The sequence below is a fragment of the uncultured Allobaculum sp. genome (genome assembly GCF_948576815.1).
GTDB lineage: Bacteria > Bacillota_I > Bacilli_A > Erysipelotrichales > Erysipelotrichaceae > Allobaculum > Allobaculum fili.
This window is the reverse complement of sequence record NZ_CAPAEZ010000018.1, coordinates 11,941-35,894: the sequence shown is the minus strand read 5'-3', so window position 1 is coordinate 35,894 and position 23,954 is coordinate 11,941. Positions and strand designations below refer to the sequence as shown.

Sequence of the window (23,954 nt, the reverse complement as noted above, 5' to 3'; positions counted from 1 at the left end):
TTTTCCTTCCGGATGTACTCGTAAGGGATACCAGCAGCATCAAGCAGCTGCCGCATGTCGGGCATTTGACGAATACCTCTCTTACTCCCTCGGTTGCCGCTGGGGGAGTTTTCTTTTCTTCCATGCGCTTCGCAACCATTTTGGCCAATTTAACCATCTGGTCCGCGTCCAACCGCACGGTAATTACTGGCCCCTTGACTCCGGTCGAGGGGTTTTTGTTTTCGTTTGTCATGCGTGTCTCCTTTCTGTTGCCTCTTGGCGAATGGCTTTCTATCTGCTTTTCGTAAGCAACCCAACCAGGATGCCCAGAATCACGAGTCCGTGAATCAGAGCAGTTACCTCAAGCCTTCGAATCTGCCTTTCGAGGGCTTTTTCTTTTTCTTCGCTCATGATGTCTCCTTTCTGATTACGGTTTAACCGTAATTTTTGACCAAAAAATTAATGTCGTTGTATCCAACACCGTACAGAGACTCAATTCTCTTGATAATCGGAACATCCGGAAAACTCAACCCGCGCTCGTAATTCGAGAGAGTTTCCTTGCTAATGCCCAGCTTTGTCGCAGCCGTTTCCTGGGAAAGTCCTACGTTTACGCGACACGCCTTGAGCGTCAGTCTTTGGGTCATCTCTATCACTCCTTTCATGGGCCCATAATATTATGGTTTTTCCGTTACGTCAACGGTTAAACCGTATTTTCTTACGATATTACCGGTTTTTTCTACTTTTTTTGTCGAAATAATTCCGGTTTTCTCATATTATATAATCAGTAAGGGAGGGACGACGATGACAAGCCTAGGAAACAAAGAGATTATGGCCAAGAATATCCAACGTTATATGCGCGCGAACGGTCTATCGCGCAAAGAATTAGCTCAAAAATTAAACGTTCCGTATACCACCATCACGGATTGGATAAAAGGGAATACATATCCTCGGATAGACAAAATCGAAGCAATGGCCAACTTTTTTGGCACAGATAAGGCCCATCTGGTAGAGGACCCGGTCACTTATCCCCAAGCCGAAATAGAACCCACTCCTAAATCAGCCCGCTCGGCCCTGCCTCCTGGCACCATCCCGGTTCCTGATCTGTCCGGATTGAAGAGAATCCCGGTTCTGGGGACCAGCGCCTGCGGATCCCCGATAGAAGCGATCAGGGAGTGGGACTATATCGAAGTCGAAAAGGCCACCGGCGCAGACTTTGCACTGATAGCCGAAGGCAAGAGCATGACAGGATGCGGCATCATGGATGGCTCGATGGTCCTTTTCCGGGAGACATCCATGGTGGACAATGGGCAGATAGCTGCTGTGACCGTGGAAAACGCGACAACCATCAAACGCTTCTACCAGTATCCCGGCCTAGTGATTCTCAAAGCCTGCAACCCGGATTTTGAGGATCAGGAGTACACAGGGGATGAACTGGAGAACATCCACATCTTCGGGAAGGCAGTCGCCTGTCTGACCGGGCTATAACAAAAAAGGGGACCCCGCAGGGTCCCTTGTTTGTTATCTGACTTTGAAAATGACTGAATCGCCGCCAATCGCAACCGGAGTGACTTTCAGATCCAGCTCACCGTCTGCATCCGCCATGTAAACCAGCTGCCCGGACAGCTTGTCACCGGGGGCGATATCGCCATCCATCTGTCCGTCGGTTCCAACAGGGAATTTATAATCCTGTTTCCTTCCATCACCATTTTTCAGTTCAAACGATACCATAGACGAAATCTTGAGTTCTTCGTCGGAATCGTTGGCAATTGTCATGTCGATAACGACATACTTCTTTCCTTCTTCAAGATTGGCCGCTGTGTTGACCATATCATCAACCTGGTCTACGGTTTCCGCCGAATTGATGGTGATGGCTGCCCCGTCTACTGTTACGGTTTCGCCAACTCCGGGTTTTTCTTTCGGCTTTGTCTCTTCTGCTTTAGCCTCTTCCACCGGAGCGTCTTCCTTCGCGGAAGCATCCCCTTCGCCGTCGCTTGTGGATCCGCAACCCGCAATCATGAGCGCTGCCAATCCGGCTGCAAGTAATTTTTTGTACTCCATAATAAATCTCCTTTTCATAGCCAAAGTGTAAGCCATACTATTTTGACTGTAAAGGGTTTCATCCCCAACAAGCGAAAAGCGCCAAGACTTAAATCCTGACGCTTTAGGGAACTCCTTCTACGTTGGCAGACGAGCTAAATTGATTATACCATGCTATAATCGGTTCATATAAAGCTGGGCCCTTGATGGACTCCACTGGGTGCCGGTCTAACGCAGGATAGACGTGACGATGATGCCTGCCACACGATATGCTCCCGCTGTCCCATCGTCAGGAGGATGGCGAAAGGAAACCTCGGGTGTACAACCGGGGTTTTTGTTTTATAATCCAGACAGGAACGTCGGCAAGTCTACGGACCCCGGACGCGCAGAAGCCTCTCCTGCCTGTGTGACGCGGGAGGCTTTTGTGATTGTTTAAGCTGCAAAGTTGTAAAAAGTGCCGGTTTTTAACACCTTGCCGGACGAAGTTATCAAAAATGACAGTTTTTTGCGAAAGTCATCTGAACGTTCGCAAAAGCTGTGATGATGTATCATGAATTTGCCGGAAATGTGTGAGACCGGTCTCTCGTTTCCCCCGGATGGGTTCCTGGGGGATTTTTTTGTGCTGGAGAAAAGAAAAGGCCGGATTAAATCCGGCACATTAACGCTATCTCTTTGATTCATCGACCAGTTCCTTTTTGAACTGGTACAACTCATTCAACAACTCCGGATGACGATCCAGCAGGTACAGGATCCTGCTGGCGGCTCCTTTGATTGGGTTGGCCCCCTGTTCCCATTTTTCAATGGTTTTTTCGCTTAGCCCCAGCATCTTTGCCATCATTCTCTGTGAAAGTCCCAGTTTCTGTCGAAGAGCTTTCGCGAAGTCGTTCGTTGTTATCACTTCTGTGTTCGTGAATTCATTTTTACAAACAGGCATTTTCTTCACGGAATTCATTGTTCTGTGCTCCTGGTTTTCTGTTTCTTTGCAATGTTGATGGTCACTGTCTCGTCCTCATCAACCAGGGAAGCGTTGATGAACACTGGCGCAATCCAGTTGACAACCAGCCTGCGGTCTTCTGTGTTCCGTTTTCCGCGCCAATAGTGGTGCCAGTGTCCACTGCGCATGTGAGGGGATTTCTGGCTTTTGGATCCGTGGTGTGTGCCAGACGATTCGCTGGTTCCAGCCTTTTGCTTCCGGCCCATGATGCGGATCCGCTCGCCAGTCTCTGCTCCGACATCCATCTTCTTGACTTCTGCCATCCGGTCCTTTATCTCAGGCTTTCCGGAGGCTTCGGATTTCGGTTCTTTTCGGATGCGCTCCTGGACGGGGTCTGCCTTTATTTCTGCGTTTTCGGCACAGATATAAAGAACGAGTTGGAGGATCTTCTTTGCGGTTTCCTCGTTCTTTTTTGCGATTCGATCATCGGCGCTTGCTTTTTCCAGGCCTTCAACAATTCTGACCTTTCCATTGGTCATTGTTGTTTGCGTTGGCCAGATCCGGGGGATGATGGATTGTTTCACGGTTATTCCATCTGCCAACAGCAATCTGTTTACTTCAATCGGCGCTTCTACGCCCATCGGATTTTTCAAAGTGTGTCCATAAAAAGCAAGGATGTCCGTCCTGGTTTTCGTGTCGTGGTCTCTAATCACAAAGACTCCATCGAGATCTATAATTCCTGCGGTTTCAATGTAGATGCATGGATAGGGCAGAGATTTCAGGACCTCCACAGGCATGGTCATCGACTCTTTTGTTTCCGTCAGCAGCTTCGCAAAGTCCGGATCAAACCGATAAACCTGTTTCCACTGCCTCCACGTTGCCAGAACTGGCACAGCCTGGATTGTGCTCATCTGCCGGATGAAATCGACTGTCACCTTATCCGGATCGATCGAAATGTTTGATGGAAGATGGATTTTGTCCTGGATGACACCGAGTGGCACCCAGCAAGAAGATGGCCATTCTTCTTCGCTTGATTCGCGATAGAAATCTACCATTTCGAAGATGCGAGGGTTGCCCCGCTTGAGCTGTCTGCAATACTCAAGCGGCCAGCAATCCGATTTTTTCTTTCTCTTTGCCATCAGGAAACGAAGTCCTTAGTTTCTACTCCGTAGTCCTGGGCGAGGACTTCGTCCCAGTACTCGTCTTCGTCCATGGAAGTCGGGACTTCAATGGTTCCTGCAGACAGCCGCCATTCACCGCCTGCGTTTTTGCGGTATCTGGCCTTTTCCTGCTCGGATCTGTGTTCCCACAGGTCCTGACCGTACTCCAGGGCTTCGTCTTCACTGGAGAAGAATGTCAGGTCCTCTGTCCCTGGATAGCAGTTCTGAACGAACCAGACCCGCTTCGTTTCCAGGCTTTCGGTAACGAGGATGTACGCGAACATCCTTGTCACGTAATCAGAGGCCTTCCTCTCTCCCTTGATCCAGTAATGCACGGCCCGCTCCTTCAAGCCAAATTCGGCTGCGAAACGGTAACCGGTCATCCCTGTCGTTTCAATCAGCGCCTGGATGCTGTTGTTGGCAGCCGCCCAGATCAGCTCACTGATTTTGTCGGCTGTTGTTTCAACAGAGACATCCAGATCCAGCGGGTTTTCCTTGATGATTTCCTCTTTGTCCATCCCGGAACAGTCTTCCAGGACGGACAACCACTTCTTGTAAGTGATCATTTTATTCATCTCCTTCCAGCCATTCGAAGTAGTGAGGGGGAAGATACACACACCAGGGATCCTGAAGCCCGCGGTACCAATCCCGTCTGTTTGCGACATATCCCTCGGGGATCGTGGCGATAACCACATTCTCAGAGCGCGGATGTTCGGAAACCAATTCGTGGTAAACCGCTATGTTCTGAGGCAGTGGCGTTTCCCTTGTTAGGTAATCCACCAGATCCCAGGCACCATCATCTACTGCTCTGGTCAGAATTTCGTAATACTCGTTCTTACTGAATTTCATTTTCTTTCTCCTTCTTGCTTATCCAGCAGCTGCATCAGCTGATGGTTTCTTTCAATCAATGCCCTTCTTACTTCCAGTCCCTGATTTGTCTGCTGCAGGAACCGGATTTCTGCCCGGTTCTCTCTGATTTCGTTTCTGATTTCCAGTTCTACCATGCTTACCACCTCAGCCAATCGATGTCGTGTTGCCAGTAGGTGTCACCGAAGTGACCCATTCTCCATGTCAGCTGGTTCGCCTGTTCCTTCGCCAGTTCAGCAAGGGAATCAAACGTATCTTCATTTTCGAAGTAGAAGTCTTCGAACTCAGACTTCCAAGTATAAGTTTTGAAGTATTTGCGGTTCAGTTTGACTGCTTCCGCATTTCCAATTTCTTCGTGGTTGTAAACCGGGAGAACCTGCCAGTCTTTGAGATAGACCAGCTTGTTGTTTCCGACCGGCATCACAAATCCGTCTTTGAAGCGACGAACGTTGCCGGTGATGATTGTGATCTCATCCGGGTTTTTATGTGCGGATCCGTCGAACTGGAACCGCTTGTTCGATTTGTTCTCTACCTTCCCGAAAAATTCCTCCATTGTCATCTTGTGTCCTCCTCTTTACACTCTTATCTTACTGCACTATGTTCAGTAAGTCAACAAAATAATGCACAATGTTCAATAAAACCTCAGATTTCTCTGAGGTCGATTCCGGAATTTCTGCTTGCAATGAAGAAGACCGCGGTGTATCTTTGAATTCGGCAAAAGTTCGAATATCGTTCGAAATGGTGCCCCATTTGTTGCACATCCGAACGGGTCAGTGTCTTCACTGGCCCGTTTTTGAGGTTTAGGGCAATAATGATGCGCCCTTTTTTGCTGTTTGGATCCGTGTCGTCGTCGTAAACAAACACGGAATTGACCAGGGCATTGATGACCGCCCTGCGGAATTCGAAGTCCTTGATGTCCCCCTGCCGGAACTTCGTGAGCCAATAGACGATGTGGTCCACAGTGAACTCCGGTTTTTTCAGCTTCTCCCGGACGATCTTGTCTTCCAGGTCCGTCTGTCGGTTCTCCAGCTCCATCAGCCTGTCTTTGGTTTTTGGCGTGAAGATGCCCTGCTCGATGGCTTCAAGGATGTTCTCCACCTTCGCGGACACTTGCTTGTATTCGGCCTGCAGTGCCATCAGAAGCGATTTGTCCGCTGCCTCTTCTTCCAGCAGGGCAAACTCTTTTTCCGCGATAAGCTGGATATTTTCGTCTGTCAGGACCTCTCTGCAGATATAGCCGACCACAAAGTCTTCCAGATCTTCCTTTCGCTCTGTGTGAAGCTGGCAGGCTTGAGGGTCTTTCTTTCTGGCTGCACATTTATAGTAGCGGTAGACCTCGCCGGTGCTTGAGCGACCGGATTCTCCAACCAGAGGGGATCCGCATTCTCCGCAGAATGCCTTCCCGTTTAACAGATATTCGTTTTCTTCTTTCATGGCCTTCCTCGCTCTCCGGTTTCTTTTCACCTGGTGCTGCACCTTGTCGAACAGCTCCTCGCTGATGATGGCTGGCATGCCGCCTTCGATTCGTTTATCACCGTATATATAGATACCCTTGTACCGTTCGTTGGACAGGATGGTGTGCAGGGCGTTGACCTTGAATTGTCCACCCCGGCTTGTCCGGTATCCGTTGCGGTTGAGGGTATCGCAGATCTTCGTTTTTCCATAACCCTCTGAGTAAAGTTGATAGATCAGGTTTACCACTTTTGCCGGCAGCGGATCCAGGACGATTTCACCGTTTTCTGATTTGTAACCGTAGGGCAGCGGCCCGTTGGATTTGCAGCGCAGCGCATTCTCTTCCAGCCCCCGCTTTGTCGATCGGGCAAGGTTCTCGCTGTAATATTGAGCGAATCCTTCCATGATCGATTCCATCAATCCTGACTCCGGAGAGTCATCCAGCGGCAGGGTGACAGCAACGATCCGCACCCCATTCCTTTTGAGGCGTGTCTTATAAGTTGCTGTATCATACTTGTTGCGGCTGAAACGGTCGTGAGAGTAAATCAGGAGCGTATCAAAGCCGCCCTTTGCACTGTCCTGAATCATCTGCTGGAAAGCAGGACGCTGGTCCGTGCGGCCGCTGATCGCGCTGTCGGTGTACTCCTTAACGATTGAGTAGCCATTTTCTTCTGCGTACTTCCTGCAGATCCGCAGCTGTGCATCGATACTTTCTTCCCGCTGGTTGCTGGAAGAGTAACGGGCATAGATGGCTGCTGTTTTTGTTTTGTCCATTTGTCCATCCTTTCGTTGGATGGTACAATCTGACTGGATCAACAGTTGGATGTACCATCCATCTTCCCCCGTCATTTGGCGGGGGACTTTTTTATGTATAAATCGTATCACAGGCAATCAACCCACCTTGGGATTCATCTGCCTCAAACAATCACCATTTGTGGCACAAAAAAAACACCCCGGGAAGAAAACCCGGGGTTGTTTTGTTAGTCCGATGCCAGGAGCCTAGCTCCCATGATTTGCAGGATGGACACTTGTATAGCCGGCTTCACCATCCGCATTCGGGCTGTTTACATTTTAACATTTTGTCTAGTGACTGGACAAGAGTTTGTCTAGTGGTGTCTACTTCCCCTGATACATGACCTTGATGCCATATGCCGTTGCCGCAGAGTGCTCAATGCGGCAGCCGCGCTTGTCCTGCCAGCCCTCGCAGAAGTAGACCAGGTCACACTTGGCCATCTCTTCCAGGCTCTTGCCCAGGTGCAGCAGAGCGATGTGGTCAGGATCCATCAGGCCAAATTCGTTGTCGAAGCTCGGGAAGATGGTGTCCAACACCTCGTACCCCAGGGCTTCCAGCTCCGCTTTCGCTGCATCACGGATTTTCAGCATTTCGTCTTTTGTGAGGCCGCCCATCGGCTGGCTGATCATTGCTTTTTTCATGTTGTATTACCTCCTACTTAAACGTCGCCCAAGGGTCTACACCCCGGGTCTCAGAACCCGAAACAGCCACGCAGCCAACACCGCCGCCTGCACGATGGTACTTGACCCATCTGTGCCCGCCATAGGCGCACTTGGCAAAATATTTGACGGATTGTCCTGCATTGTACTGGACACCAGAGATGACCTTTCCTGTGGGACCGTCCTCGTGGATTCGGATGTTATTGCGGGTGAAGGTGGCAGTTCCGTTTTCGGCTGTCCATTTGATACTTCCGGAACTCCCGGTCTTGACCTGAGACGCCTTTTTCCATGCCATCCCGTTGCCGTTTTTGATGGTAACGCCATCCACCACGCAAGCCTTATCGGCGCTGATGGAATTGTGCAGGCAGAATACGCCGTACCGGTTCGGTCCATCGTAGGGTCTGGAGTACTTGCCTTTGGCGACTTCAAAGTGGCAATGATTTCCAGTCGCTCGGCCAGCGGTACCCTCGTCGCCGAATTCCTCCCACTGGGCAAAGACGTGTCCCTTGTTGGCCAGCGCCAGAATATCCCCGATGTAGTTGTCGTGAATGAACATGAGTGTCGCGTAATCAATGCTGCCATCCGCGAACATTACTTTGTTCACGGATTCGAAGAAAATCGCGTTGCCGTTGGCAGCGGAGTCATGCCATTTGTAGCGCATGGAACAGGGGGCAAAAGTAGGCTCAATGCCTGTATCTTTGCCGGCGATGTCCAAAGCGTTGACGCCCTGGTGGGAATAGGGGCCGTTATTGCCCTGGGTGATGTTCATCACCTTCATGGGGAATCTGAGCAGTTCATAGCTCTTTCCGTCTTTGGTTTTTGTGAGTGCCATTGTGTTATTCTCCTTTTCCGTTTTTCAGTAGTTCGATATAGGGATTCACCACCGGGACATCATCCCGGACAGGCAGGGTATCCACTTCCCGTTTCCAGCTTTCACCGGTGCCGTTCCCGCCTTTTGAGCGGTAGACTTCATAGGCCTCCAGGTACTCCTGTTTTTCATGGCTGGTGATAAATCCTCGGATCATGTACGTTGCGTGGTATCTCTGGAGGAGATACCGCATGAGGGCTTTGACTCCCTCAGAGTTCTGGTCGGTGGCTGTCATCACCTCTTTCAGGGCTTCAGAAAGGTTCATGATCACGTCATCGTGAGCCTTGAGTTTTTCTGTGTTGGCCAGCACCTGGTCCAGCTGCCGCTGGGTCTGCTTTGCCTTTTCCTCCCTGTCCTTGTCCTGCCTGTTGAGGTGCCACATGACAACGCCAAAAAGGCCCGCCACAATGGCGGACCCGCAGGCGCTGATGATCTCAGTCAGCGTGTCCATCGCTCAGGCCCTCCAGCGTGCGGGTGAGCAGCTGGTGCAGGCCTGTGCTGGCCAGTCCAGTAAGCATTCCGGCACCCAGTCCGTCCCACGTAAAGCCCTGTGCCAGGCAGGTGATGACGGCGCCCAGAGCGCACATGATGGCCGGGATGTACTTGTTGACGGCTTCCTCGGGGACAAAGTTTTTGACGCAGTAGCCTACGCAAAGGCAAATGATGAGAGTCGTAGGTACGAGAGCTTGTCCAAAGATTTCCATAAGATATTCCCTTTCCAGCTGCCCTTAGTCAGCAGCCTTTTCCCATGCATCCGGCAGTTCAGCCGGGGAGTGAGAGACGTTGTCCCTCTTGCAGATGTATCGCTCACCGTCAAAGGTGACCTTGTCGCCTGCCATGTAAGCGTCATGGGCACCAGTTGGCTGCTTATAGGGCGGCCATTCAATCGCCGGGTTTGCGATGACAGCGTACAGAGACGGCGTCTTGCCCGGTTCCCAGTCCTCCTGCGACTTGTGGTCCTGCAGGACTTTGACAAATCCGCCGTCACCAAACCGCAGGCGCTGTCCGGTTTTGTAATCAACGCCGGGTTCCCATGCGTCATACAGCGGAGCCATGGTCAGCGCAGTATCGTCATCAACGCCTGCCAACAGTGCATCCCGGCTGACTTCGGCCAGTTTGGCTTCCGCTTCGGCTTTGGCAGCTGCTTCCTGCTCCTGCTTGAGGTGTGCCTTGTACTGAGCTTCATCAAAGACAAGATGATTGACACCAGTGTTGTCCGGCTCCAGTTTGTAGCCGGAAATTTTTTCCGGATAAAGCGGGCCGGTCACCTCTGTATCCACCTGCACGTCGGCGGTGGAGCACGTGGAAAAAGCGGTGACTGCTCCATCACCGCTGATTTGGACATAGATTTTCATAAGATACCTCCATGAAATATGAAGAAGTTTTGAAAAAGTGGCTGGCAGACCAGCGGACTTACCAGAAGTATTCCACCTACACCTGTTATGCAAACATCGTGGAAAATCACCTGCTGCCGCACCTTGGTCAGCTGGAAGAGGTCACCACAGACATCGTGCAGGACTTTGCTCTCCGGCTCCGGGAATGTGGCAAACACGGTACAAAACGAATGGAATCACACGACAAACACTGGCGGAAATGGACTTCATAACAACGTACAACCCTATCAAGTCATCTATGCGTGGCGCCGGACCGGTTAAGCGGTTCTCCGCCACATGTACACCGTCTGATAAGGCTGAATCAGTTTGATGTTTGCGTCTCTTTCGGATGCGGTCCAACCACCGCTTTCCTTTCTCACGATGCACCTGTCGGCGTAGTTCGGGGAGTTTGCTGCAAAACCAGCACTTTGTGGATTGGCCAGATTTATCTGATCAGATGTGTACCGACCCCCGGCACTTCCGGCCGCAAAAGTCATACTTGTAGAACCGTCACTCCCAGTCCCCTGTCCAATCAGGACGCGGCCCTGGGAGAACTGGACCCAGGTGCCGCCCATGTTTGTAGATGGGTTCACGTTATCGTACGTGATTTTAACAGAACCGACCGGGTACCCTCGGTTGTCGGGCGTTAGATTTCCCATCGTCTGATTTGCTCCCGTTGGTGCATCTGTCTGACACTTGCCTTCAGCTTCTACTTCACACAGTGATTCAATTGTGAAAAAGCCAGAAGAATAGACCCATGGTAGATACAGCCATATCTCACAGGAGGATGCAGAAAGCGCAATGACCTTGACCTGAATCCCTGCGTTATAGGTTCCGACAACATTGTAAGAGGCGCCAAAAGCATTGGTCGTTGAATGCGATGATTGCCATGCGTCTTTGACAAAAATTTCAACTTCTGTCTGCTGGTTTGCGCGGGCATTCCATCCGTCTCCGGTATACACACGAACAAAAGCACTGTCGGAATCTCTGGAATTTTTAAGTGTACAAACTTTAAGCCACTGGGGTGTGTTTGTTGCAGCGACGAATTTTTTCGCCGTATATCTGACACTGCCTGACACAAAAGGAAGCCCAGTTTCAAACGTTCCGTTGTTACTGGACAACATCCCAATCGCAAGACTCTTACCCCCAGCCCCCAGATTCATCAGCGTAAATGTCGGCCCGACTTCCTTCTCCACCACAACAGAGGTGAAATAGTCCTGAGCCACAAACCGCACCTTCGTTGTTGCGTCCACACCAAAAACAGCCCCAGAAGTGACGGAGCCTGATTTTGAGTAGTCGGTGGACATGCGGACGATGTCGGTCCATGTTGAGCCGTTGAGATACTGGATGTAAAACGCTTTGTCGTTTTTCGAACCTACAGAAGATATGGAGTAGTTGTACGTACAGGTTCCAGTCGTTGCTTCATCGCTTGTCCTTGCAACATTTGATACCGAAATCTGCGGCGGGCTGTAGGCTACCACCGTGACGTTGGTCGTCTTCGTCGCTGTCCTGCCCCTGGAATCGGTGACGGTGGTCTTGACCGCAATCGTGCCAGAACCGGAAATGGCGGCGGAGGTGCAGGGGCTGCCCGTGTAGGACCTACCCTCAATGACGGTCTTGTAGGCCGTGATCGTGCTGCCCTGAGCTCCTGCGGCTGTGGTCGTGACCTTGAGTGTGGACTTTGACTGTACAAAGGCACCGAACTTTGACGCAATGTTGGCCGTTGCTTCGGCAACGACATGTCCGGAAATCGTTGGCACAACAGATGTCGGCACCGTCAGCGTGATGTTGATGGTCTTCGTGCCAATAATCGTGCTGCCGTTTTTGGTCTGGACTGTGATGGTACCGACACCCGATGTGGATGTCTTGATCTGCTGAGCCAGAGATACAGGAGGTGTCCAGCTGCAGGATGTGCCTGCGTTGCTGTTGATCGTGCCGGTCGCGTTGCCAAAGCGGTATGTGACGTTGTGAGTGAAGCTGGACGACGCCCGGGGCAGGTTGATGGTGACCGCACTGCCCATCGCCACAGAGGACGATGACAGGGTCGGGGTCGTTGCCCGGGGGATTGTCGGGATTTCGCCGTCGATGTTGAATGCTGTCCATCCAACAGTCGGAACATTGTGACTGGCAAGAGGGACGTTGAATCTCCACCAGCCGCAGACTTGACCAGAAGGCCACGTGCCGTCCGCATTGTGCGTGACCTCAGAGTGCCGGTCCGTACAGTCAACGACTGTGGTTCCGCCACCGCCAACTGACACGTTTCGCTCTTCCGCAAATTTTGTGCCATTGAAGTCACCGACACCGGTCTGGACAGCTGAATACGTAAAACTGTAGTAGCCATTAAGCGATGCGATCCGCTGCCCCATCATTGAGGTTTTTGTCTTGTTGTTTTCGATGTCCTGACAGAAGTCCCACTGGACATCTATCCGGTAATAGCCGTTGTTCCAGACGGTCCGCCATCTGGCGCCGGCCCATGGACCGTAAGCCATCAGTCATCCTCCTTTCCACGAAAAAAGGCGCCCATGTCAGGACACCTTCTTCAGGTCCAACGAGCCGTTCGCTCTGGGGACCCATCCAAAATAGCCGATTCTCAAACTGTGAGTGATTCTCGCATCGGTGATGGTCAGCTCACTGTTTGACAAGTAAGCCACTTCCTGACCGGACTGTGCAAAGGAAATCCGGTCGTTTTTGATGGTCAGGATGATGGGGTTCTGCACCTGACCCAGGATGATGTTTCCATCGACAAACCGGATGTACTTTGACCAGTTTTGAAACTCTGAGTCGATGCTTGCCTGATTGGCATTGACCACGCTGACCAGCTTGTTGAAGTCCATCTGCCAGCCTTCCGCTGTCTGAGTAAATGCGGTGCTCACCTCCTGAATCAGCCTGTTGGTTTCATCCTTGGTGAAATACTGCTCAGTGACCGTCTGCTGGATTTGCTCCTGAGACTGCAGGATTTGAGTGGACAGACGCTGTTCCAGGGCCGTTGCGTTGGCGATGGTTTTGTCTTCGAGGTCCTTGAGTTCGCCAGAGAAATCTTCAAGCTGGACACTTGCTCTCGCTAGAGTCGCCATTATCCTGCCCCCTCTGTCAGCACCACCGTTTCGTCAATCTCAGGAGCCGGGGTGTAGGGATAGTCTTCGTCTCCGTATGTGATCATGATATTCCGGATGTAGAGGTCTGCGTCTATGTCTCGGAGATAGGCGGGGTAGAACCACATCCGTGTTGCCTGACCTTTATCCACATTGAAGCAAAACGTGTATTTTAGATGAGACCAATCATCTTGATTCGAAAGGAGTAGGGCACTCCCGGAAAGCTTGATGGATCCAAACCATTTGCTGTATATGTATCCATCATTATATGACTCGTTCATAACGTTCGTTGTTCCTACCTGTCTGCGAACAAGAATGTAATCGAAAGATACTGTGAAATGTGTTTCTCTACCGACCGGTCCAACTATTGGCAATGCGTCTATTGATGAAAAAATATATGTTCCTATTTTGCATGACCACTTTTCGCATTCATATCCCTTATATGTAACTAATTTGGCGGCATCTATTGGTTTGTTCCACAGATTCCGCCGCTTCGTATACATCGTCCCATCTGGGAGCGTCCCAAACATTTCGCTGTTCATCACACGGCCTCCGTTGGGTTCGGTTCATCTTCTGGCGCAGAAGTCCATGGGTAGGGTTCGTCTCCGAAAATCAGATTCATTTTGCGGTATTCAATAGTAGCTCCCACGTCTGCGGCAGTCATTACCGCGTTCCCAAAAATGATTAGAGCAAGAGGTCTTTCCTCAACATTCTTCACTGTGCAAGAAAGACGGTGCCACTTGCCGTTCATCTCAGGTTCAATCCACATGGTATCGCTAACGATTCGATTTTGCTGATCCCGGCTTCTGATTTGGAAAGTCACAGGAACTCTGGTCGCAAGACCTGTTGCCTTGATGTCAATCCCAAATGTCAAATCCGTTTTGCTAGATGTGATTTCTCTCGCCCGTTCTTCAGGCACTGGGTCAATTTTGTAGGCATTCCACTGTCCGGCTCCTGTGACTGTGATTTTTCCCGGCTCCATTTTAACGGTCGTATAATAGTCAGAACCGTCAATGGTAATGCCTCTGCATCCAACCAACAGATTCCTACCCTTTGTATACCCGTCCCCATTCACCAGTGTTCCCATCCCCGGCTGCCCAGCCGTCCAGATATATCCGGGTAGGGCAGAATCAGCAACTGCCGGCGTGATAGTTGCGCTGTTGTTTGCCCGAAGTAAAAGCCCAATGTAGGCAACACCGGACGGTAAGACGATGTTCTGAGGGAGAGAATCCCATGTGTAGAATCCTGTGGTGATCCCTAAATAGGTCTGAGAACTGTCGAACATCGCAAAGCAGTATTCGTACCCAGACACAACGGGAATGTTGACTGCCTTGCTGACAGGTACCAGAGACTTTGTGCGGATCCTGTTTGAGGACGGGTATTTAAGGTTATCCCATGTTCCAGTCCGGCTCTCATCGATTGTCCCCTGCTCAAAGTCAGCAGAGGTTGCTTTTGTTTTTGCCCAGTCCATCAGTTCACCTCCTCGTCTTCTGGTGCAGGGGAATAGGGTAAAAGTTCGTCCCCGTATGTCATGGATAAGTCCCACACTTTGGCTCGTTGTATTTGCGTCCCATCGCTGTAGGTGTTGAATCTGAAATTGCAATACGAGAAACTGTTTGGAATTTCTACCGTGGCATACCATCTGCCATCTTCTACCTGCTTCAAAGTGTTCACGTGTTTTGCTTGTGTCCATGAACCTGTCGCAAGAGTATCTGTGGTTTTGTAATAGTAAAGCCAAATGGTTGGGTTTATCACCTTTCCGGCAGTGCCACCATGAACGTTTCCCATGGTTCTGTCGGTTCGGAACGAAAACATGGCGGTACCGCCTGATGGAAACTCACAATAGGCACTCGGAATAATTTTGTTTCCATCTTTTGCATTCGATTCGTGAGTATATGGGTTATCTTCCGTCCACAGTCTGCCATGAACCAGATTCCTGCCCTTCACAGCAAGCGACCCATCAGCAAGAGTAATAAATTCAGGCATTAGGCCACCCCCCCCCGGATTCGAGTCTGCATTCTACTACCTGTTTTGTACCAACTGTGCGTGTAAGTTGTTTGCCGTTGGAGATGAAGGTATCTCCCGAGTACCATTTCAGGGCACCTAAAGCAATGACCTGAGTGTCCGTCAGCTCCACTCCACCCTTAAACACATGTGCAGTCAGGGTGCAACTGTTTCCGGACCATGTCGGCGTGATGGAGATGTGCATGGCGTCTATACCATTTGTCCCGTCCTTGCCTGCAACACCTGTCAGCCTTGCCGGGCTGGACTCAGTGCTTGCGCCGCTGACGTAGGTCGTCTTGATCTTCTGCCAGATGTACTTGCCCGCTGTTTCGGCGGGCTTTGTTGTGCTCCAGCTTCCACCGGTGCAGGAGTCGGGGCTGGTTGACAGGTAGTAGTAATATTCCACCTTCTGCTGCTGCAGACCATTGACCTTGTTGTCCACCGCTGTGACATTGGATGTGATTTCATTCGCCTTTATCGTGATTTTTGAATCGGCGTAGTCTTTCGCACCCTGCACTGCCGTGTTGACTTCCGTCTTTGTGGCCCGCAAGGCAATCTCGGTGGCATTCTGCGTGATGTTAGTCTCTGCCGTTGTCACCCGGCTGGTCAGGTCCGAGATGTCCCCCTGGATCCCGGCAATGTCTGTCTTTACCTTGCCGATTTCCGTGTTGGCCTTGTCTACATCCCCCTGCGCCTTGTCCACCGCCGCCTGTGCTTTGGTCACTGCTGCCTGTGCCGCCGCAAGCTGGGTGTCTGTGGCTGTCTGACTGGTCTGCAGGTCAAGCACTGCATCCTGCGCATCCCTTAAATCCTGTTCAGCCTGTGCCAGCTTCTGTGCTGCCTCAGACTGACTGGACTGCAAGGCTGTCAGGGAGCTTTGGGCGGAGGACAGGTCACTGTTCAGACTGGCAAGAGTATCGTCAATGTCCTGCTGGTTTTGCTGGTACTCTGTCTGCGAAACCTTGCTGGCAATCTCTGTTGCGTTGGCAGTGATCTGTGCCTGCAGGTCACCTTCCAGAGTGGTCACCTCATTCTTCGTCGCATAGGTATCTCCGATGTCCAGCAACATCTGCTGGGTCTTTGTGGCGATTTCCGTTTTGGCTTCTTCCGCCGCATCTTTGGCTTCCTGCACCCCGGTCTTGATTGGGGCAATCTCAGCCGCCACAGAGTCCGCTGTGGCCTTTGCCGCATTGGCCTGACTTACTGCGTCCGCCGCCGCATTTGACGCCGCTGTGGCGCTGGAAAGGGCTGTCTCGGCCTTGTTGATTGCCTGTCCTGCAGCCAGCCACGCCTTTTCCAGTTCGGGTGTTGTGTAGGCTGTCCCGTTGGGATCCTTGTAGACTGCTTTGATGCGGACCCACAAGAATTTTCCATCCACATAATCCGGGTAAGACGTCCCCCAGGAACCGCCTGTCTGGGAGGTGTCAGAGGTTGAAAGGTAGTATTCGTTCGCCAGCGATACCAGCTTCTGAGTCTGCCCGTTGGCGCCATCATCACCCTTGATTTTTGCCCATGTGTATCTTGTGGGGTCCGGAGAATCCGTTGGATTGCTGTCATGGTACTGTCCAATCCAGTCACCGTCAGGGGTGCTGAAAGTCTGGCCGCCGTCATTGGAGTATTTGATGTGCAGATAGTCGGAAACACCATCTGCAACATTGGCAAAAGTCAGCTCATACTCGCCTTTGATGGAACCATCAGTACCAAAGGCTTTGAATCCATAGACCATCGTGTCGGTAAAGTCCGTGCTGGATACAGTAATCGTCTTGCCATTACCGCATTCAGCTCCAGCCTTGTACCACTTGATCGTGAATTTGTCAGTCACATCGGTCACGCCGTCTCTGACAAAGGCTGTCAGAGTGGTTGTCCCGACTCCGTTGACAAAGGTCGTCCCAGCAGTGGAAGAGATACCGCATTGGTAGGTTTTATACTTTTCCACCAGCTTTTCGACCTGCGCCTGGATGGTGCTGGAAAGCTGGCTCTTTACCTCGGTAAAGTTATCGAAAGTCGTCTTGCATCGTGAAGGGTCAGTGAAACAGATTTCCTGTTCAACCACCCTTGCTTCCACGTACAGAGTCGGCTTGTAGGCGTCGTCTTCAATGGTGAATCGGTCACCAATGGCTCCATCAACAAAACCGTCCACTTCGTACTCCACTTTGGGCACGGAGTTTTTGCGCAGTTCGGCCAGAGCCCTGCCGTACAACATGGCCTGGTCTTCCACGTCACAGTCCCAATACCGGGCAATATATCCTTCTGCTTTGTTGGGATTGACAGCCGGAAACCTGTCCTTTGCAGACGGGTTGAGGATGTCCTCACCCCGCAGCCAGCAGCCGTCCGATTCCTTGGCGTGAGAGTATCCGGCAAGGGTCAGACCATCCTTGCCCCTGGGGCGAATGGCGGTGTACAGGTCGGAGACATCCGAAGTCTTTTTGATCCCTTCGATTTCCTTTCCGTACCGCAGGATTTCACCTGTCCGGTCCTTGCCGGTCTGTTTGACGATGTACAGATTCATGTGGGACAGAGAAAAATCCCGGTTCAGGACTGTCTGAAAATCCAACTCCACATCAAAGTTGGTGGCAAGAGAAAAGAGACGCTTCAAAATCGTCTCCCTTCCTTCCCATTTCAGTTTCAGGGACCGGTCAGCCACCTCATTGTGGATGATCCTGAGGTCCATCGTTTCAGCTCCCCACTGCTGGATGTAGGCGGCAAGGGTCTTGGCTTCCGGTGCTTCGTACTTGTCAACTTCCTCATTCAGGAATTCAAAGGTAAGGCCGAAACATTCAAAGGATGTGTACAACTCGTCCTTTTCCGTTTTCACAATGTTGAGATAGTAATCTTTATTATCGTGACAGAAAGACATCTTGTTTCCGACTTCAATCATCTGACTGTCCTCAGATGTCAGCACCTTGCCATCAAAGGTGTAGGCACTGCCAGCAAGGTACAGGTGCAGGGTTTCATCAAAATAATGGACGGCTCCCGGCCTGTCATTGTCCAAAAAGTCCAGGACTTCATCCCGGGCATTTAAGACTGCGATTCTCGGAGTTGTCATAGCCATGCCTCCCTGATTCTGGCAACTACTGTCGGTTTCGGACTACAGAAGGAAGAGAAATACAGTTTGACTTCCGTCTCCCCTGGCTCAGCCTTGAACCACTTTGTCCCGAGGATCTCATCCTGCGGTTTTGGCATCCCGGCCACCAGAAACTGGCCGGTGTTACCGTCGATTTCCAGCTTTGACCCCTGCCAGTAGCGGTTAGGGACATCACGCCATTTGTTGACATTGCATTTGTAGAAATCCAATGTGTCAAAGCCATGGATATACAGAGTCTTGTTGCTGGCTCTCCATGCTTTGCAGGATACTTGGACTTTGGCGGCTTGAAGATTTGCGATTTCAGGGATATTGAACGTGTGATACTGCCCCCAATAGAAATAGGTTATTTTAGACCCTTCTTTTTTGAGGTCCACGTGTCCCCAGTCTCCATACCATGGGTTGAGTTCATGCCGGTGGTCTGTCTGATAAGCAAAGGACTTGAGTACTCTGCCTTTCATGGCATCGTTGTCAGTTCCAGAAGGATTGTAGACAACGAAATCGTAGTGAGCGGTGTTTCCGCTCATGTCTGTCTTGTTCCAGTTCAGCCCTGCAATCAGCTTGTTGTCAGCTGTCAGAACGCTGATACTCATCTCGCCAGTCTGGCCCATGACATTTGCCCACATGATCAGATGACCATACAGGTACCAGTTCAGGCACCCCGACTGTCCATTGGAGTCAGCAGGGATGGTCAGGGTTCGCATTCCACCATTGGCGGCGCCGACAAGGGTGCCGACTGTACCCAGAGTCAGGTAAGTCCTGCCTGCCCATGACTTGGTGGTCAGTGTTCCTTTGGTCCCATACAGAGGATGCATCGCATCCTTGCTCGTTGTGTCGTTGGGAGCAGACACAAAGTCACTGATGGACAGCAGATGTTCCATCTGCTGATATGTTACGCCGTCCGCCTCTTCCCGCTTGCCAAACTCCATGGCGCCATGTTCGGAAGCAATCCCGACATAGCCATTCTCATGGTTGTGCGTGATTTCGTAGCGGATGGGGGCTGGGACTGAGCCGGTGTTTTCCACCATGATGGTGCCTGTGCTGTCCATCTGGAAAGTCTTCTCGGTGGTTGAGTATTTGAATGGATCCGCACAGTAAATCTTGAATTCCCCTGTGGTGATGTTGCTGCCCGGTTCAGGATCCTCAATTTCAGACTTCGTGCCGATGAAGTATTTGTCAGGTTCATCCGCAAAAACCACTTCAACCTGGGTTGGCTGCAGCAGGCGGCAAAGCTGGTTGAAGGCTTCCCGGAAGGCATTATTGGACTTCGCTGCAAGCAGGTATCGCACCGTGATGACTCTCGCAGGGATCCTGCTGTTCAGGAAGATTTCGCCGTTCATCCCGGCGATGGTGTTGGTGTTGATTTCAGTCGAAATGAGCTCACGACCAGAAACGTGAAGCGTCCGATAACCGGACACTTCATTTTCCAGCCACTTGCCGTTAATGCGGATCGCTTCATCAGGCAGGGATTCCGTTGCTGCGGTGGTTTGTCTTACTGTGTCAACAAATTTGTATGTCATCTGTCTCCTCTCAGTTTCTGCTTGATGGCTTCCTTGCGCTGCTGCTCCTTTGTCATTTCGTCAGCCGTTGCCCTGGCAATCTCCCTGTCGTTGACGTTGATGGATACCGTCGGGTACACCTCGATGTTCAGACCGTAGGTTTCATCAACAGACATGGCACCACCGGCGAAAGAGGCACGCCTCGGTGCTGCAAACCGGCCGTAGGAAATCAGGTCATTGCCGGCCCTGGCGACCATCTTCTGCGTCTTGTCCATGCCGATTGCAAGACCCTCGCCGATGTATCCACCAATCTCCATGAAGACTCGGGATGGCGATTTGACTTTGGCAGCGGCGGCGGTTGCCCTGGCTGCAGCATTGGCAAGGGACGCCGCAATGGCTTCCACACGTCCCAGCTGCGACGCCATGCCATTGGCAAGGCCCATGCCGATATAGGCACCGGCGGAGTAAGCGGCTCCGTAGTAGCCGGACATGGCTGCCACGGCGGAAGAACACGCGGATCTGGCGATTCCGGGCATTGGAGCGACACCGGAGCGCAGACCGTTGCTGGCTCCTGCACCCATGGCGCGTCCGGCCGAAGACATGGCGGACACACCCACCGTCATTGCCTTGAGCATGGAGCTGACACCGGATGTGACTGCCCTTGTGGCCGACCTCATGCCGCTTGTGACGGCCGAAGTGACAGCAGACATGCCGGATCGGACAGCAGATGCCATACCAGACATCGCAGCAGAGGCAAGACCGGTCATGGCCGCAAAAGAAGCAGACGTCCTGACGGCTGCCGATGCAAGGGCAGACAGCGCTCCGCTTGCAGCAGACGCTGTGCCGGAGACTCCTGCAAAAGAGGAAGTCATCACCATGGCACCAGCACTCGCAGATGTGGATGCGGCATACACCTGATTCAGGCCGGCCGTGAAGACAGACAGCCCTGCAACAGCTCCAACCAGTCCAGCCATGGCCGTGATGGCCGATGCTGCAAACTGGGAGATTGCAGTGGCTGCAGCTGTCACCTGTGGAGCACAGGCACCAACCTGCTGCAGCTGTGTGGTGATGCTGCTGAAATTCTGCATTGCGGCAATGGCTCCGGTTGCAGCCGACTGGATCAGGACAAGTCCTGTGCCCAGTGCCTGCATCTGAGTGCCTGTATCTCCCAGTCCCAGGGACGCTGTGGCAATCAGTCCGATACCTGTGGCAACAGCCGCAAGGCTGGCACCCATATCCAGCAGATTCAGGCTGGTAATTTTCGCAACGCCCCGGGCCAGTGCCTCAAAGCCTTTTCCGGCATTCAGGGCAGCGTTTCCCACGGAGTCAATCACTCCGGATATTCCATCAAAAAAGCTCTTGATGAGCCCGCCGACAGAATCGATAACTCCCGACACTCCATCCAGAGCATCCTCGATCGCACTGCCGAACTTTTCAATTGCATCACCAATCGAATCAATGATCGGGCTAACTTCGCTCAGCAGATTGGAGAAAGCGTTGATGATTTCCGGCAGCTTGGAAACAACCGTTTCCACCATCTGGGTGATGTTGGGGATGAAAGGACCGCAGGCTGTAATGATCTGCGCGATTGCGTTTCCAACAATGGCAACCAGTTGATTGAAGTTCTGCATCACCACATCCACCAGCGGAGTGATTGCTTCAACAATGATCGCTACAGCTTCTGCTATGCCTGTAGCGCATGTTGCAAAAGCGTTGGCGAAATTCTCAACGTATGGAGCAATGGCTGTCAGGACCTCCGCAAGGGCCGTTCCAATGGCTTCAACGATTACTCCAATCGCATCCCCGAGGGCTGTGACAAATGGTGCAGCATTGGCAAATGCAGTGCCCACACCGGCGATGATCGCGGCCACGCCCTGTCCCTGAGAAGCCACAAGGGCCAGAGCTGCACCAATGGAAATGATGACAGCGGCAAGGGCCAGAAGTCCGACAGGGTTCGCAATTTTGGACGCAGAGGCAATGCCCTTGAAGGCAATCTCCAGCCCCTTGCCAATTCCTTTGGCTGCATCAGCAATGGCGGTTCCGGCGCTTTTTACGACATTTGCAATTCCATCGAAAGTAGACGTCAGAATTTGAGCAAGTTTACTCTTCATCTGAGTTGCAGTTTTCGTTGAATCGTCAGCGCTCTTTTTGAAGAGTTTGGCAAATCCTTTCAGAGGATTGAACCCCTGAAGGAACTGCAGTCCGCTGTCCATTCCCTTGATTGCCATGACAACAGCCGTGACACCGGTGACAACATTGCCCAGAATGTCTCCGTCAATCCCAGCGATGAAGTCAGCCACAGCCGAAGCTGCATCCGCAAGGACTCCAACCATCTGTACGAACAGGTCCAGCAACTTATCCAGTGCCCCAGACCGGGACATTGTCATAAACATGTCATTCACGACCTGTCCAATTTTGCCGAATGCGGTTGCCAGCTTGTTTGCAACACCTGTGTCTGCCATTTTCTGGAACACCTGGCTGACGATTTCCAGCAGCGCCCGGAATTTGGCTGTGATGCCGGACAGGACACCTGCAAGGAACGACATATCGATGGAACCGACCATGTCTCCAAAGGCTCCGGCGACCTTGCCAACCAGATTTGCCAGATTTGCCAGCTGTTGAGTGATTTGCGGCAGCGCTCCACTCAGGAAACTCTGGAAAGCCTTGGAAAGGCCATCACCGAGCTTCTGTACGCCCGTCAGGACCGGCTCAAAGGCTCCGGAGCCCATGGACGTAATTTGGGCAATCATCTGCGCTGCGGCCGTCTGAGCGCCCTTGAATCCCGTGTTGATGAGGCCTTTCAGACTGTCGATCATTCCGGCAATGCTGGTTCCGGAAGCCGCAAGACCTTCGTCAATGGTCGTCAGCAGGTTCGCCATGCCCTTCTTGCCTGCGTTGGCAAGATTTTTCAGGGATGTGCCGATACCTTCAATGGACTTTCGGGCTGTCTCCGCCATTTTGGATCCAGAACCGGCCACTTTGATAAGCGCATCATTGAACTGGTCCAGGGAGATATTGCCCTTCTGCAGCTGGTCATACAGCTCCTGAGTGTTTCCGGAAGTGATCCCGAGTTCTTTTGCCACTTCTGTCAGCGCGTACTTGCCAGCTGTCTGCATGGACATCCAGGACTGCATGTCCACCTTGCCATTGGCAAGCATCTGAGTGTACTGCGTCAGTGCCCGGTCAGCGTCCTCGGTGGATGCTCCGGAAGCCAGCATGGCGTTGTTGAATGCGATGGCGGTATCGGTTCCCTTGTCCATGTTCCCCAGCGTCAGGGTCAGGTTTTTTGCGTTGGCAACGATGCCGTCCAGAGTCGTCGGCAGTCCGTCGATGCCGTCTGACATCTTCTGGATGTTGGCCTGCGCCTGCTCCGCAGAGTAGCCCATCTGGGACATGACCTTGGGGAACTGCTGCAGTGTGTCATATCGGCTGATTGCCCCGTCAATGGAGCTTCCCAGGGCCGAGAAAGCCTTCTGCCCGGCCGACTGCAGGAAGCCAAAAGCGACAGTCCCGGCTGCATTTGACAGGGCTGATAGCTTCTCTTTTACGCCCTGGACCTTCTGGTTGAATGGTCCATCCTTCGCGTCAATGGTTGGTGCGGCTTTGGCTGCGGCCAGTGCCTTGACCTTCCGGCCTGCCTCGCTGACGAGCTGGCTTGCTTTGTCCTTGGCATTGATGATGATGTTCCCAGGGTGGGATGCAATCTGCTTGAGATTGGACACGACCTTGCGGATCTTCTCGGTTGCCTTGTCCTTTGCGTCCAGTTTGGCTGTCGCATTCAGGGCCTTGATCTGGTTGATTGCGGCCTTTGCCTGCTTTGCTGCCGGACTCGCCTTGTCCTTTGCGCTCAGAGTCGCTTCCGCCTTCTGGCTGTCAGCCTTTTTCAGTGATTCTGTGACTTTCTCGACGATGGGGGATGCCCTGTCGTCGGCTGCCAGTTCTGTCTCCGCCTTGGTCTTGTCCAGGCTTTCGGCTGCCCGTCCCACCTTTTTGATTGTTGTGGTGGCGCCGGCATCCTTGGCCTTGAGCATGATGCTGCTGATCTGCTTGACGGTGGAATCCAGCGATTTCAGCGTGGATTCGACACGTTTCAGCGCATCGGTAAGTCCGTCATCTTTGGCGGAGAGAATGGCCTCGACCTTGTGACTGCTCACG

General features: G+C 52.0%; 25 protein-coding genes. 3 read left to right on the top strand and 22 right to left on the bottom strand.

Annotated features, from left to right (window positions below):
• The coding region (locus Q2J39_RS03895) for a hypothetical protein (RefSeq protein ID WP_300968120.1) at window positions 1–287 on the top strand (287 nt) is incomplete at its 5' end.
• Between the two features lie 126 nt (window positions 288–413).
• Here Q2J39_RS03895 and Q2J39_RS03890 read toward each other — a convergent pair.
• Complete coding sequence (locus tag Q2J39_RS03890) at window positions 414–623, bottom strand: helix-turn-helix transcriptional regulator (protein ID WP_300968119.1); 210 nt, start codon at window positions 621–623, stop codon at window positions 414–416.
• A 184-nt stretch (window positions 624–807) separates the two neighbouring features.
• On the opposite strand from Q2J39_RS03890, the gene Q2J39_RS03885 reads away from it, so the two are divergent.
• Window positions 808–1,464 carry a LexA family transcriptional regulator gene (locus Q2J39_RS03885; RefSeq protein ID WP_300968118.1) on the top strand — a complete coding sequence of 219 codons (657 nt, stop codon included), beginning with the start codon at window positions 808–810 and terminating at the stop codon, window positions 1,462–1,464.
• A 33-nt stretch (window positions 1,465–1,497) separates the two neighbouring features.
• Here the strand turns inward: Q2J39_RS03885 and Q2J39_RS03880 are convergent, their stop codons facing one another.
• The 13 genes from Q2J39_RS03880 to Q2J39_RS03820 form a co-directional block, all read right to left on the bottom strand.
• On the bottom strand, window positions 1,498–2,037 hold the full coding sequence (locus tag Q2J39_RS03880) for a DUF4352 domain-containing protein (protein ID WP_300968117.1): 540 nt from the start codon (window positions 2,035–2,037) through the stop codon (window positions 1,498–1,500).
• Between the two features lie 643 nt (window positions 2,038–2,680).
• On the bottom strand, window positions 2,681–2,968 hold the full coding sequence (locus Q2J39_RS03875) for a DNA-binding transcriptional regulator (RefSeq protein WP_276907285.1): 288 nt from the start codon (window positions 2,966–2,968) through the stop codon (window positions 2,681–2,683).
• Window positions 2,965–4,089, bottom strand: coding sequence for a hypothetical protein (locus Q2J39_RS03870; RefSeq protein ID WP_289068895.1), 1,125 nt, complete (start codon window positions 4,087–4,089; stop codon window positions 2,965–2,967). The genes Q2J39_RS03875 and Q2J39_RS03870 overlap by 4 nt, the downstream gene beginning before the upstream one ends.
• Window positions 4,089–4,676 (bottom strand): hypothetical protein, encoded by a 588-nt coding sequence (locus tag Q2J39_RS03865; protein WP_289068896.1) that lies wholly within the window; start codon window positions 4,674–4,676, stop codon window positions 4,089–4,091. Before Q2J39_RS03865 ends, Q2J39_RS03870 begins: the two co-directional genes overlap by 1 nt.
• A gap of 1 nt (window position 4,677) precedes the next feature.
• Window positions 4,678–4,959 carry a hypothetical protein gene (locus tag Q2J39_RS03860; RefSeq protein WP_289068897.1) on the bottom strand — a complete coding sequence of 94 codons (282 nt, stop codon included), beginning with the start codon at window positions 4,957–4,959 and terminating at the stop codon, window positions 4,678–4,680.
• Window positions 4,956–5,114: a hypothetical protein gene (locus Q2J39_RS03855; RefSeq protein WP_289068898.1), complete on the bottom strand. Its 159-nt coding sequence runs from the start codon at window positions 5,112–5,114 to the stop codon at window positions 4,956–4,958. The genes Q2J39_RS03860 and Q2J39_RS03855 overlap by 4 nt, the downstream gene beginning before the upstream one ends.
• A 2-nt stretch (window positions 5,115–5,116) precedes the next feature.
• Window positions 5,117–5,536 carry a hypothetical protein gene (locus Q2J39_RS03850; protein WP_289068899.1) on the bottom strand — a complete coding sequence of 140 codons (420 nt, stop codon included), beginning with the start codon at window positions 5,534–5,536 and terminating at the stop codon, window positions 5,117–5,119.
• An 83-nt stretch (window positions 5,537–5,619) separates the two neighbouring features.
• Window positions 5,620–7,203 (bottom strand): recombinase family protein, encoded by a 1,584-nt coding sequence (locus Q2J39_RS03845; protein ID WP_289068900.1) that lies wholly within the window; start codon window positions 7,201–7,203, stop codon window positions 5,620–5,622.
• Window positions 7,204–7,545: 342 nt separating this feature from the next.
• Window positions 7,546–7,863: a DUF4406 domain-containing protein gene (locus tag Q2J39_RS03840; RefSeq protein WP_289068901.1), complete on the bottom strand. Its 318-nt coding sequence runs from the start codon at window positions 7,861–7,863 to the stop codon at window positions 7,546–7,548.
• A gap of 13 nt (window positions 7,864–7,876) precedes the next feature.
• Entirely contained in the window at window positions 7,877–8,713 is an 837-nt protein-coding gene (locus Q2J39_RS03835; protein ID WP_289068902.1) for a hypothetical protein, read from the bottom strand.
• Window positions 8,714–8,717: 4 nt separating this feature from the next.
• Entirely contained in the window at window positions 8,718–9,200 is a 483-nt protein-coding gene (locus Q2J39_RS03830; protein ID WP_289068903.1) for a hypothetical protein, read from the bottom strand.
• The gene (locus Q2J39_RS03825) at window positions 9,184–9,453 is read right to left on the bottom strand and encodes a phage holin family protein (protein ID WP_289068904.1); all 270 of its coding nucleotides are present in this window, start codon (window positions 9,451–9,453) and stop codon (window positions 9,184–9,186) included. The genes Q2J39_RS03830 and Q2J39_RS03825 overlap by 17 nt, the downstream gene beginning before the upstream one ends.
• Before the next feature lie 24 nt (window positions 9,454–9,477).
• Window positions 9,478–10,104, bottom strand: a complete 627-nt coding sequence (locus tag Q2J39_RS03820; protein WP_289068905.1) for a carbohydrate-binding protein — start codon at window positions 10,102–10,104, stop codon at window positions 9,478–9,480.
• 11 nt (window positions 10,105–10,115) lie between these two features.
• On the opposite strand from Q2J39_RS03820, the gene Q2J39_RS03815 reads away from it, so the two are divergent.
• The gene (locus tag Q2J39_RS03815; protein ID WP_289068906.1) at window positions 10,116–10,355 is read left to right on the top strand and encodes a hypothetical protein; all 240 of its coding nucleotides are present in this window, start codon (window positions 10,116–10,118) and stop codon (window positions 10,353–10,355) included.
• Between the two features lie 45 nt (window positions 10,356–10,400).
• Here the strand turns inward: Q2J39_RS03815 and Q2J39_RS03810 are convergent, their stop codons facing one another.
• The 8 genes from Q2J39_RS03810 to Q2J39_RS03775 are packed head-to-tail and all read right to left on the bottom strand — an operon-like array spanning window position 10,401 to window position 23,953.
• Window positions 10,401–12,611, bottom strand: coding sequence for a DUF859 family phage minor structural protein (locus Q2J39_RS03810; protein ID WP_289068907.1), 2,211 nt, complete (start codon window positions 12,609–12,611; stop codon window positions 10,401–10,403).
• Between the two features lie 36 nt (window positions 12,612–12,647).
• Complete coding sequence (locus Q2J39_RS03805) at window positions 12,648–13,196, bottom strand: hypothetical protein (protein ID WP_289068908.1); 549 nt, start codon at window positions 13,194–13,196, stop codon at window positions 12,648–12,650.
• Complete coding sequence (locus tag Q2J39_RS03800) at window positions 13,196–13,756, bottom strand: hypothetical protein (RefSeq protein ID WP_289068909.1); 561 nt, start codon at window positions 13,754–13,756, stop codon at window positions 13,196–13,198. The genes Q2J39_RS03805 and Q2J39_RS03800 overlap by 1 nt, the downstream gene beginning before the upstream one ends.
• A complete protein-coding gene (locus Q2J39_RS03795; protein ID WP_067557242.1) occupies window positions 13,756–14,685 on the bottom strand; it encodes a hypothetical protein in 930 nt (309 codons plus the stop codon). The genes Q2J39_RS03800 and Q2J39_RS03795 overlap by 1 nt, the downstream gene beginning before the upstream one ends.
• Window positions 14,685–15,200, bottom strand: a complete 516-nt coding sequence (locus tag Q2J39_RS03790) for a hypothetical protein (RefSeq protein WP_289068910.1) — start codon at window positions 15,198–15,200, stop codon at window positions 14,685–14,687. The genes Q2J39_RS03795 and Q2J39_RS03790 overlap by 1 nt, the downstream gene beginning before the upstream one ends.
• On the bottom strand, window positions 15,193–18,270 hold the full coding sequence (locus Q2J39_RS03785) for a phage tail spike protein (protein ID WP_289068911.1): 3,078 nt from the start codon (window positions 18,268–18,270) through the stop codon (window positions 15,193–15,195). The genes Q2J39_RS03790 and Q2J39_RS03785 overlap by 8 nt, the downstream gene beginning before the upstream one ends.
• A complete protein-coding gene (locus tag Q2J39_RS03780) occupies window positions 18,261–19,820 on the bottom strand; it encodes a distal tail protein Dit (RefSeq protein WP_289068912.1) in 1,560 nt (519 codons plus the stop codon). The genes Q2J39_RS03785 and Q2J39_RS03780 overlap by 10 nt, the downstream gene beginning before the upstream one ends.
• On the bottom strand, window positions 19,817–23,953 hold the full coding sequence (locus Q2J39_RS03775; RefSeq protein ID WP_289068913.1) for a tape measure protein: 4,137 nt from the start codon (window positions 23,951–23,953) through the stop codon (window positions 19,817–19,819). The genes Q2J39_RS03780 and Q2J39_RS03775 overlap by 4 nt, the downstream gene beginning before the upstream one ends.
• Between the last annotated feature and the right edge of the window lies 1 nt (window position 23,954).

Bases quoted from the DNA above. Each gene is read 5' to 3' on its own strand.
- Q2J39_RS03890 (WP_300968119.1), bottom strand. From the start codon at position 623: ATGACCCAAAGACTGACGCTCAAGGCGTGTCGCGTAAACGTAGGACTT.
- Q2J39_RS03885 (WP_300968118.1), top strand. From the start codon at position 808: ATGGCCAAGAATATCCAACGTTATATGCGCGCGAACGGTCTATCGCGC.
- Q2J39_RS03880 (WP_300968117.1), bottom strand. From the start codon at position 2,037: ATGGAGTACAAAAAATTACTTGCAGCCGGATTGGCAGCGCTCATGATT.
- Q2J39_RS03875 (WP_276907285.1), bottom strand. From the start codon at position 2,968: ATGAATTCCGTGAAGAAAATGCCTGTTTGTAAAAATGAATTCACGAAC.
- Q2J39_RS03870 (WP_289068895.1), bottom strand. From the start codon at position 4,089: ATGGCAAAGAGAAAGAAAAAATCGGATTGCTGGCCGCTTGAGTATTGC.
- Q2J39_RS03865 (WP_289068896.1), bottom strand. From the start codon at position 4,676: ATGATCACTTACAAGAAGTGGTTGTCCGTCCTGGAAGACTGTTCCGGG.
- Q2J39_RS03860 (WP_289068897.1), bottom strand. From the start codon at position 4,959: ATGAAATTCAGTAAGAACGAGTATTACGAAATTCTGACCAGAGCAGTA.
- Q2J39_RS03855 (WP_289068898.1), bottom strand. From the start codon at position 5,114: ATGGTAGAACTGGAAATCAGAAACGAAATCAGAGAGAACCGGGCAGAA.
- Q2J39_RS03850 (WP_289068899.1), bottom strand. From the start codon at position 5,536: ATGACAATGGAGGAATTTTTCGGGAAGGTAGAGAACAAATCGAACAAG.
- Q2J39_RS03845 (WP_289068900.1), bottom strand. From the start codon at position 7,203: ATGGACAAAACAAAAACAGCAGCCATCTATGCCCGTTACTCTTCCAGC.
- Q2J39_RS03840 (WP_289068901.1), bottom strand. From the start codon at position 7,863: ATGAAAAAAGCAATGATCAGCCAGCCGATGGGCGGCCTCACAAAAGAC.
- Q2J39_RS03835 (WP_289068902.1), bottom strand. From the start codon at position 8,713: ATGGCACTCACAAAAACCAAAGACGGAAAGAGCTATGAACTGCTCAGA.
- Q2J39_RS03830 (WP_289068903.1), bottom strand. From the start codon at position 9,200: ATGGACACGCTGACTGAGATCATCAGCGCCTGCGGGTCCGCCATTGTG.
- Q2J39_RS03825 (WP_289068904.1), bottom strand. From the start codon at position 9,453: ATGGAAATCTTTGGACAAGCTCTCGTACCTACGACTCTCATCATTTGC.
- Q2J39_RS03820 (WP_289068905.1), bottom strand. From the start codon at position 10,104: ATGAAAATCTATGTCCAAATCAGCGGTGATGGAGCAGTCACCGCTTTT.
- Q2J39_RS03815 (WP_289068906.1), top strand. From the start codon at position 10,116: ATGAAATATGAAGAAGTTTTGAAAAAGTGGCTGGCAGACCAGCGGACT.
- Q2J39_RS03810 (WP_289068907.1), bottom strand. From the start codon at position 12,611: ATGGCTTACGGTCCATGGGCCGGCGCCAGATGGCGGACCGTCTGGAAC.
- Q2J39_RS03805 (WP_289068908.1), bottom strand. From the start codon at position 13,196: ATGGCGACTCTAGCGAGAGCAAGTGTCCAGCTTGAAGATTTCTCTGGC.
- Q2J39_RS03800 (WP_289068909.1), bottom strand. From the start codon at position 13,756: ATGAACAGCGAAATGTTTGGGACGCTCCCAGATGGGACGATGTATACG.
- Q2J39_RS03795 (WP_067557242.1), bottom strand. From the start codon at position 14,685: ATGGACTGGGCAAAAACAAAAGCAACCTCTGCTGACTTTGAGCAGGGG.
- Q2J39_RS03790 (WP_289068910.1), bottom strand. From the start codon at position 15,200: ATGCCTGAATTTATTACTCTTGCTGATGGGTCGCTTGCTGTGAAGGGC.
- Q2J39_RS03785 (WP_289068911.1), bottom strand. From the start codon at position 18,270: ATGGCTATGACAACTCCGAGAATCGCAGTCTTAAATGCCCGGGATGAA.
- Q2J39_RS03780 (WP_289068912.1), bottom strand. From the start codon at position 19,820: ATGACATACAAATTTGTTGACACAGTAAGACAAACCACCGCAGCAACG.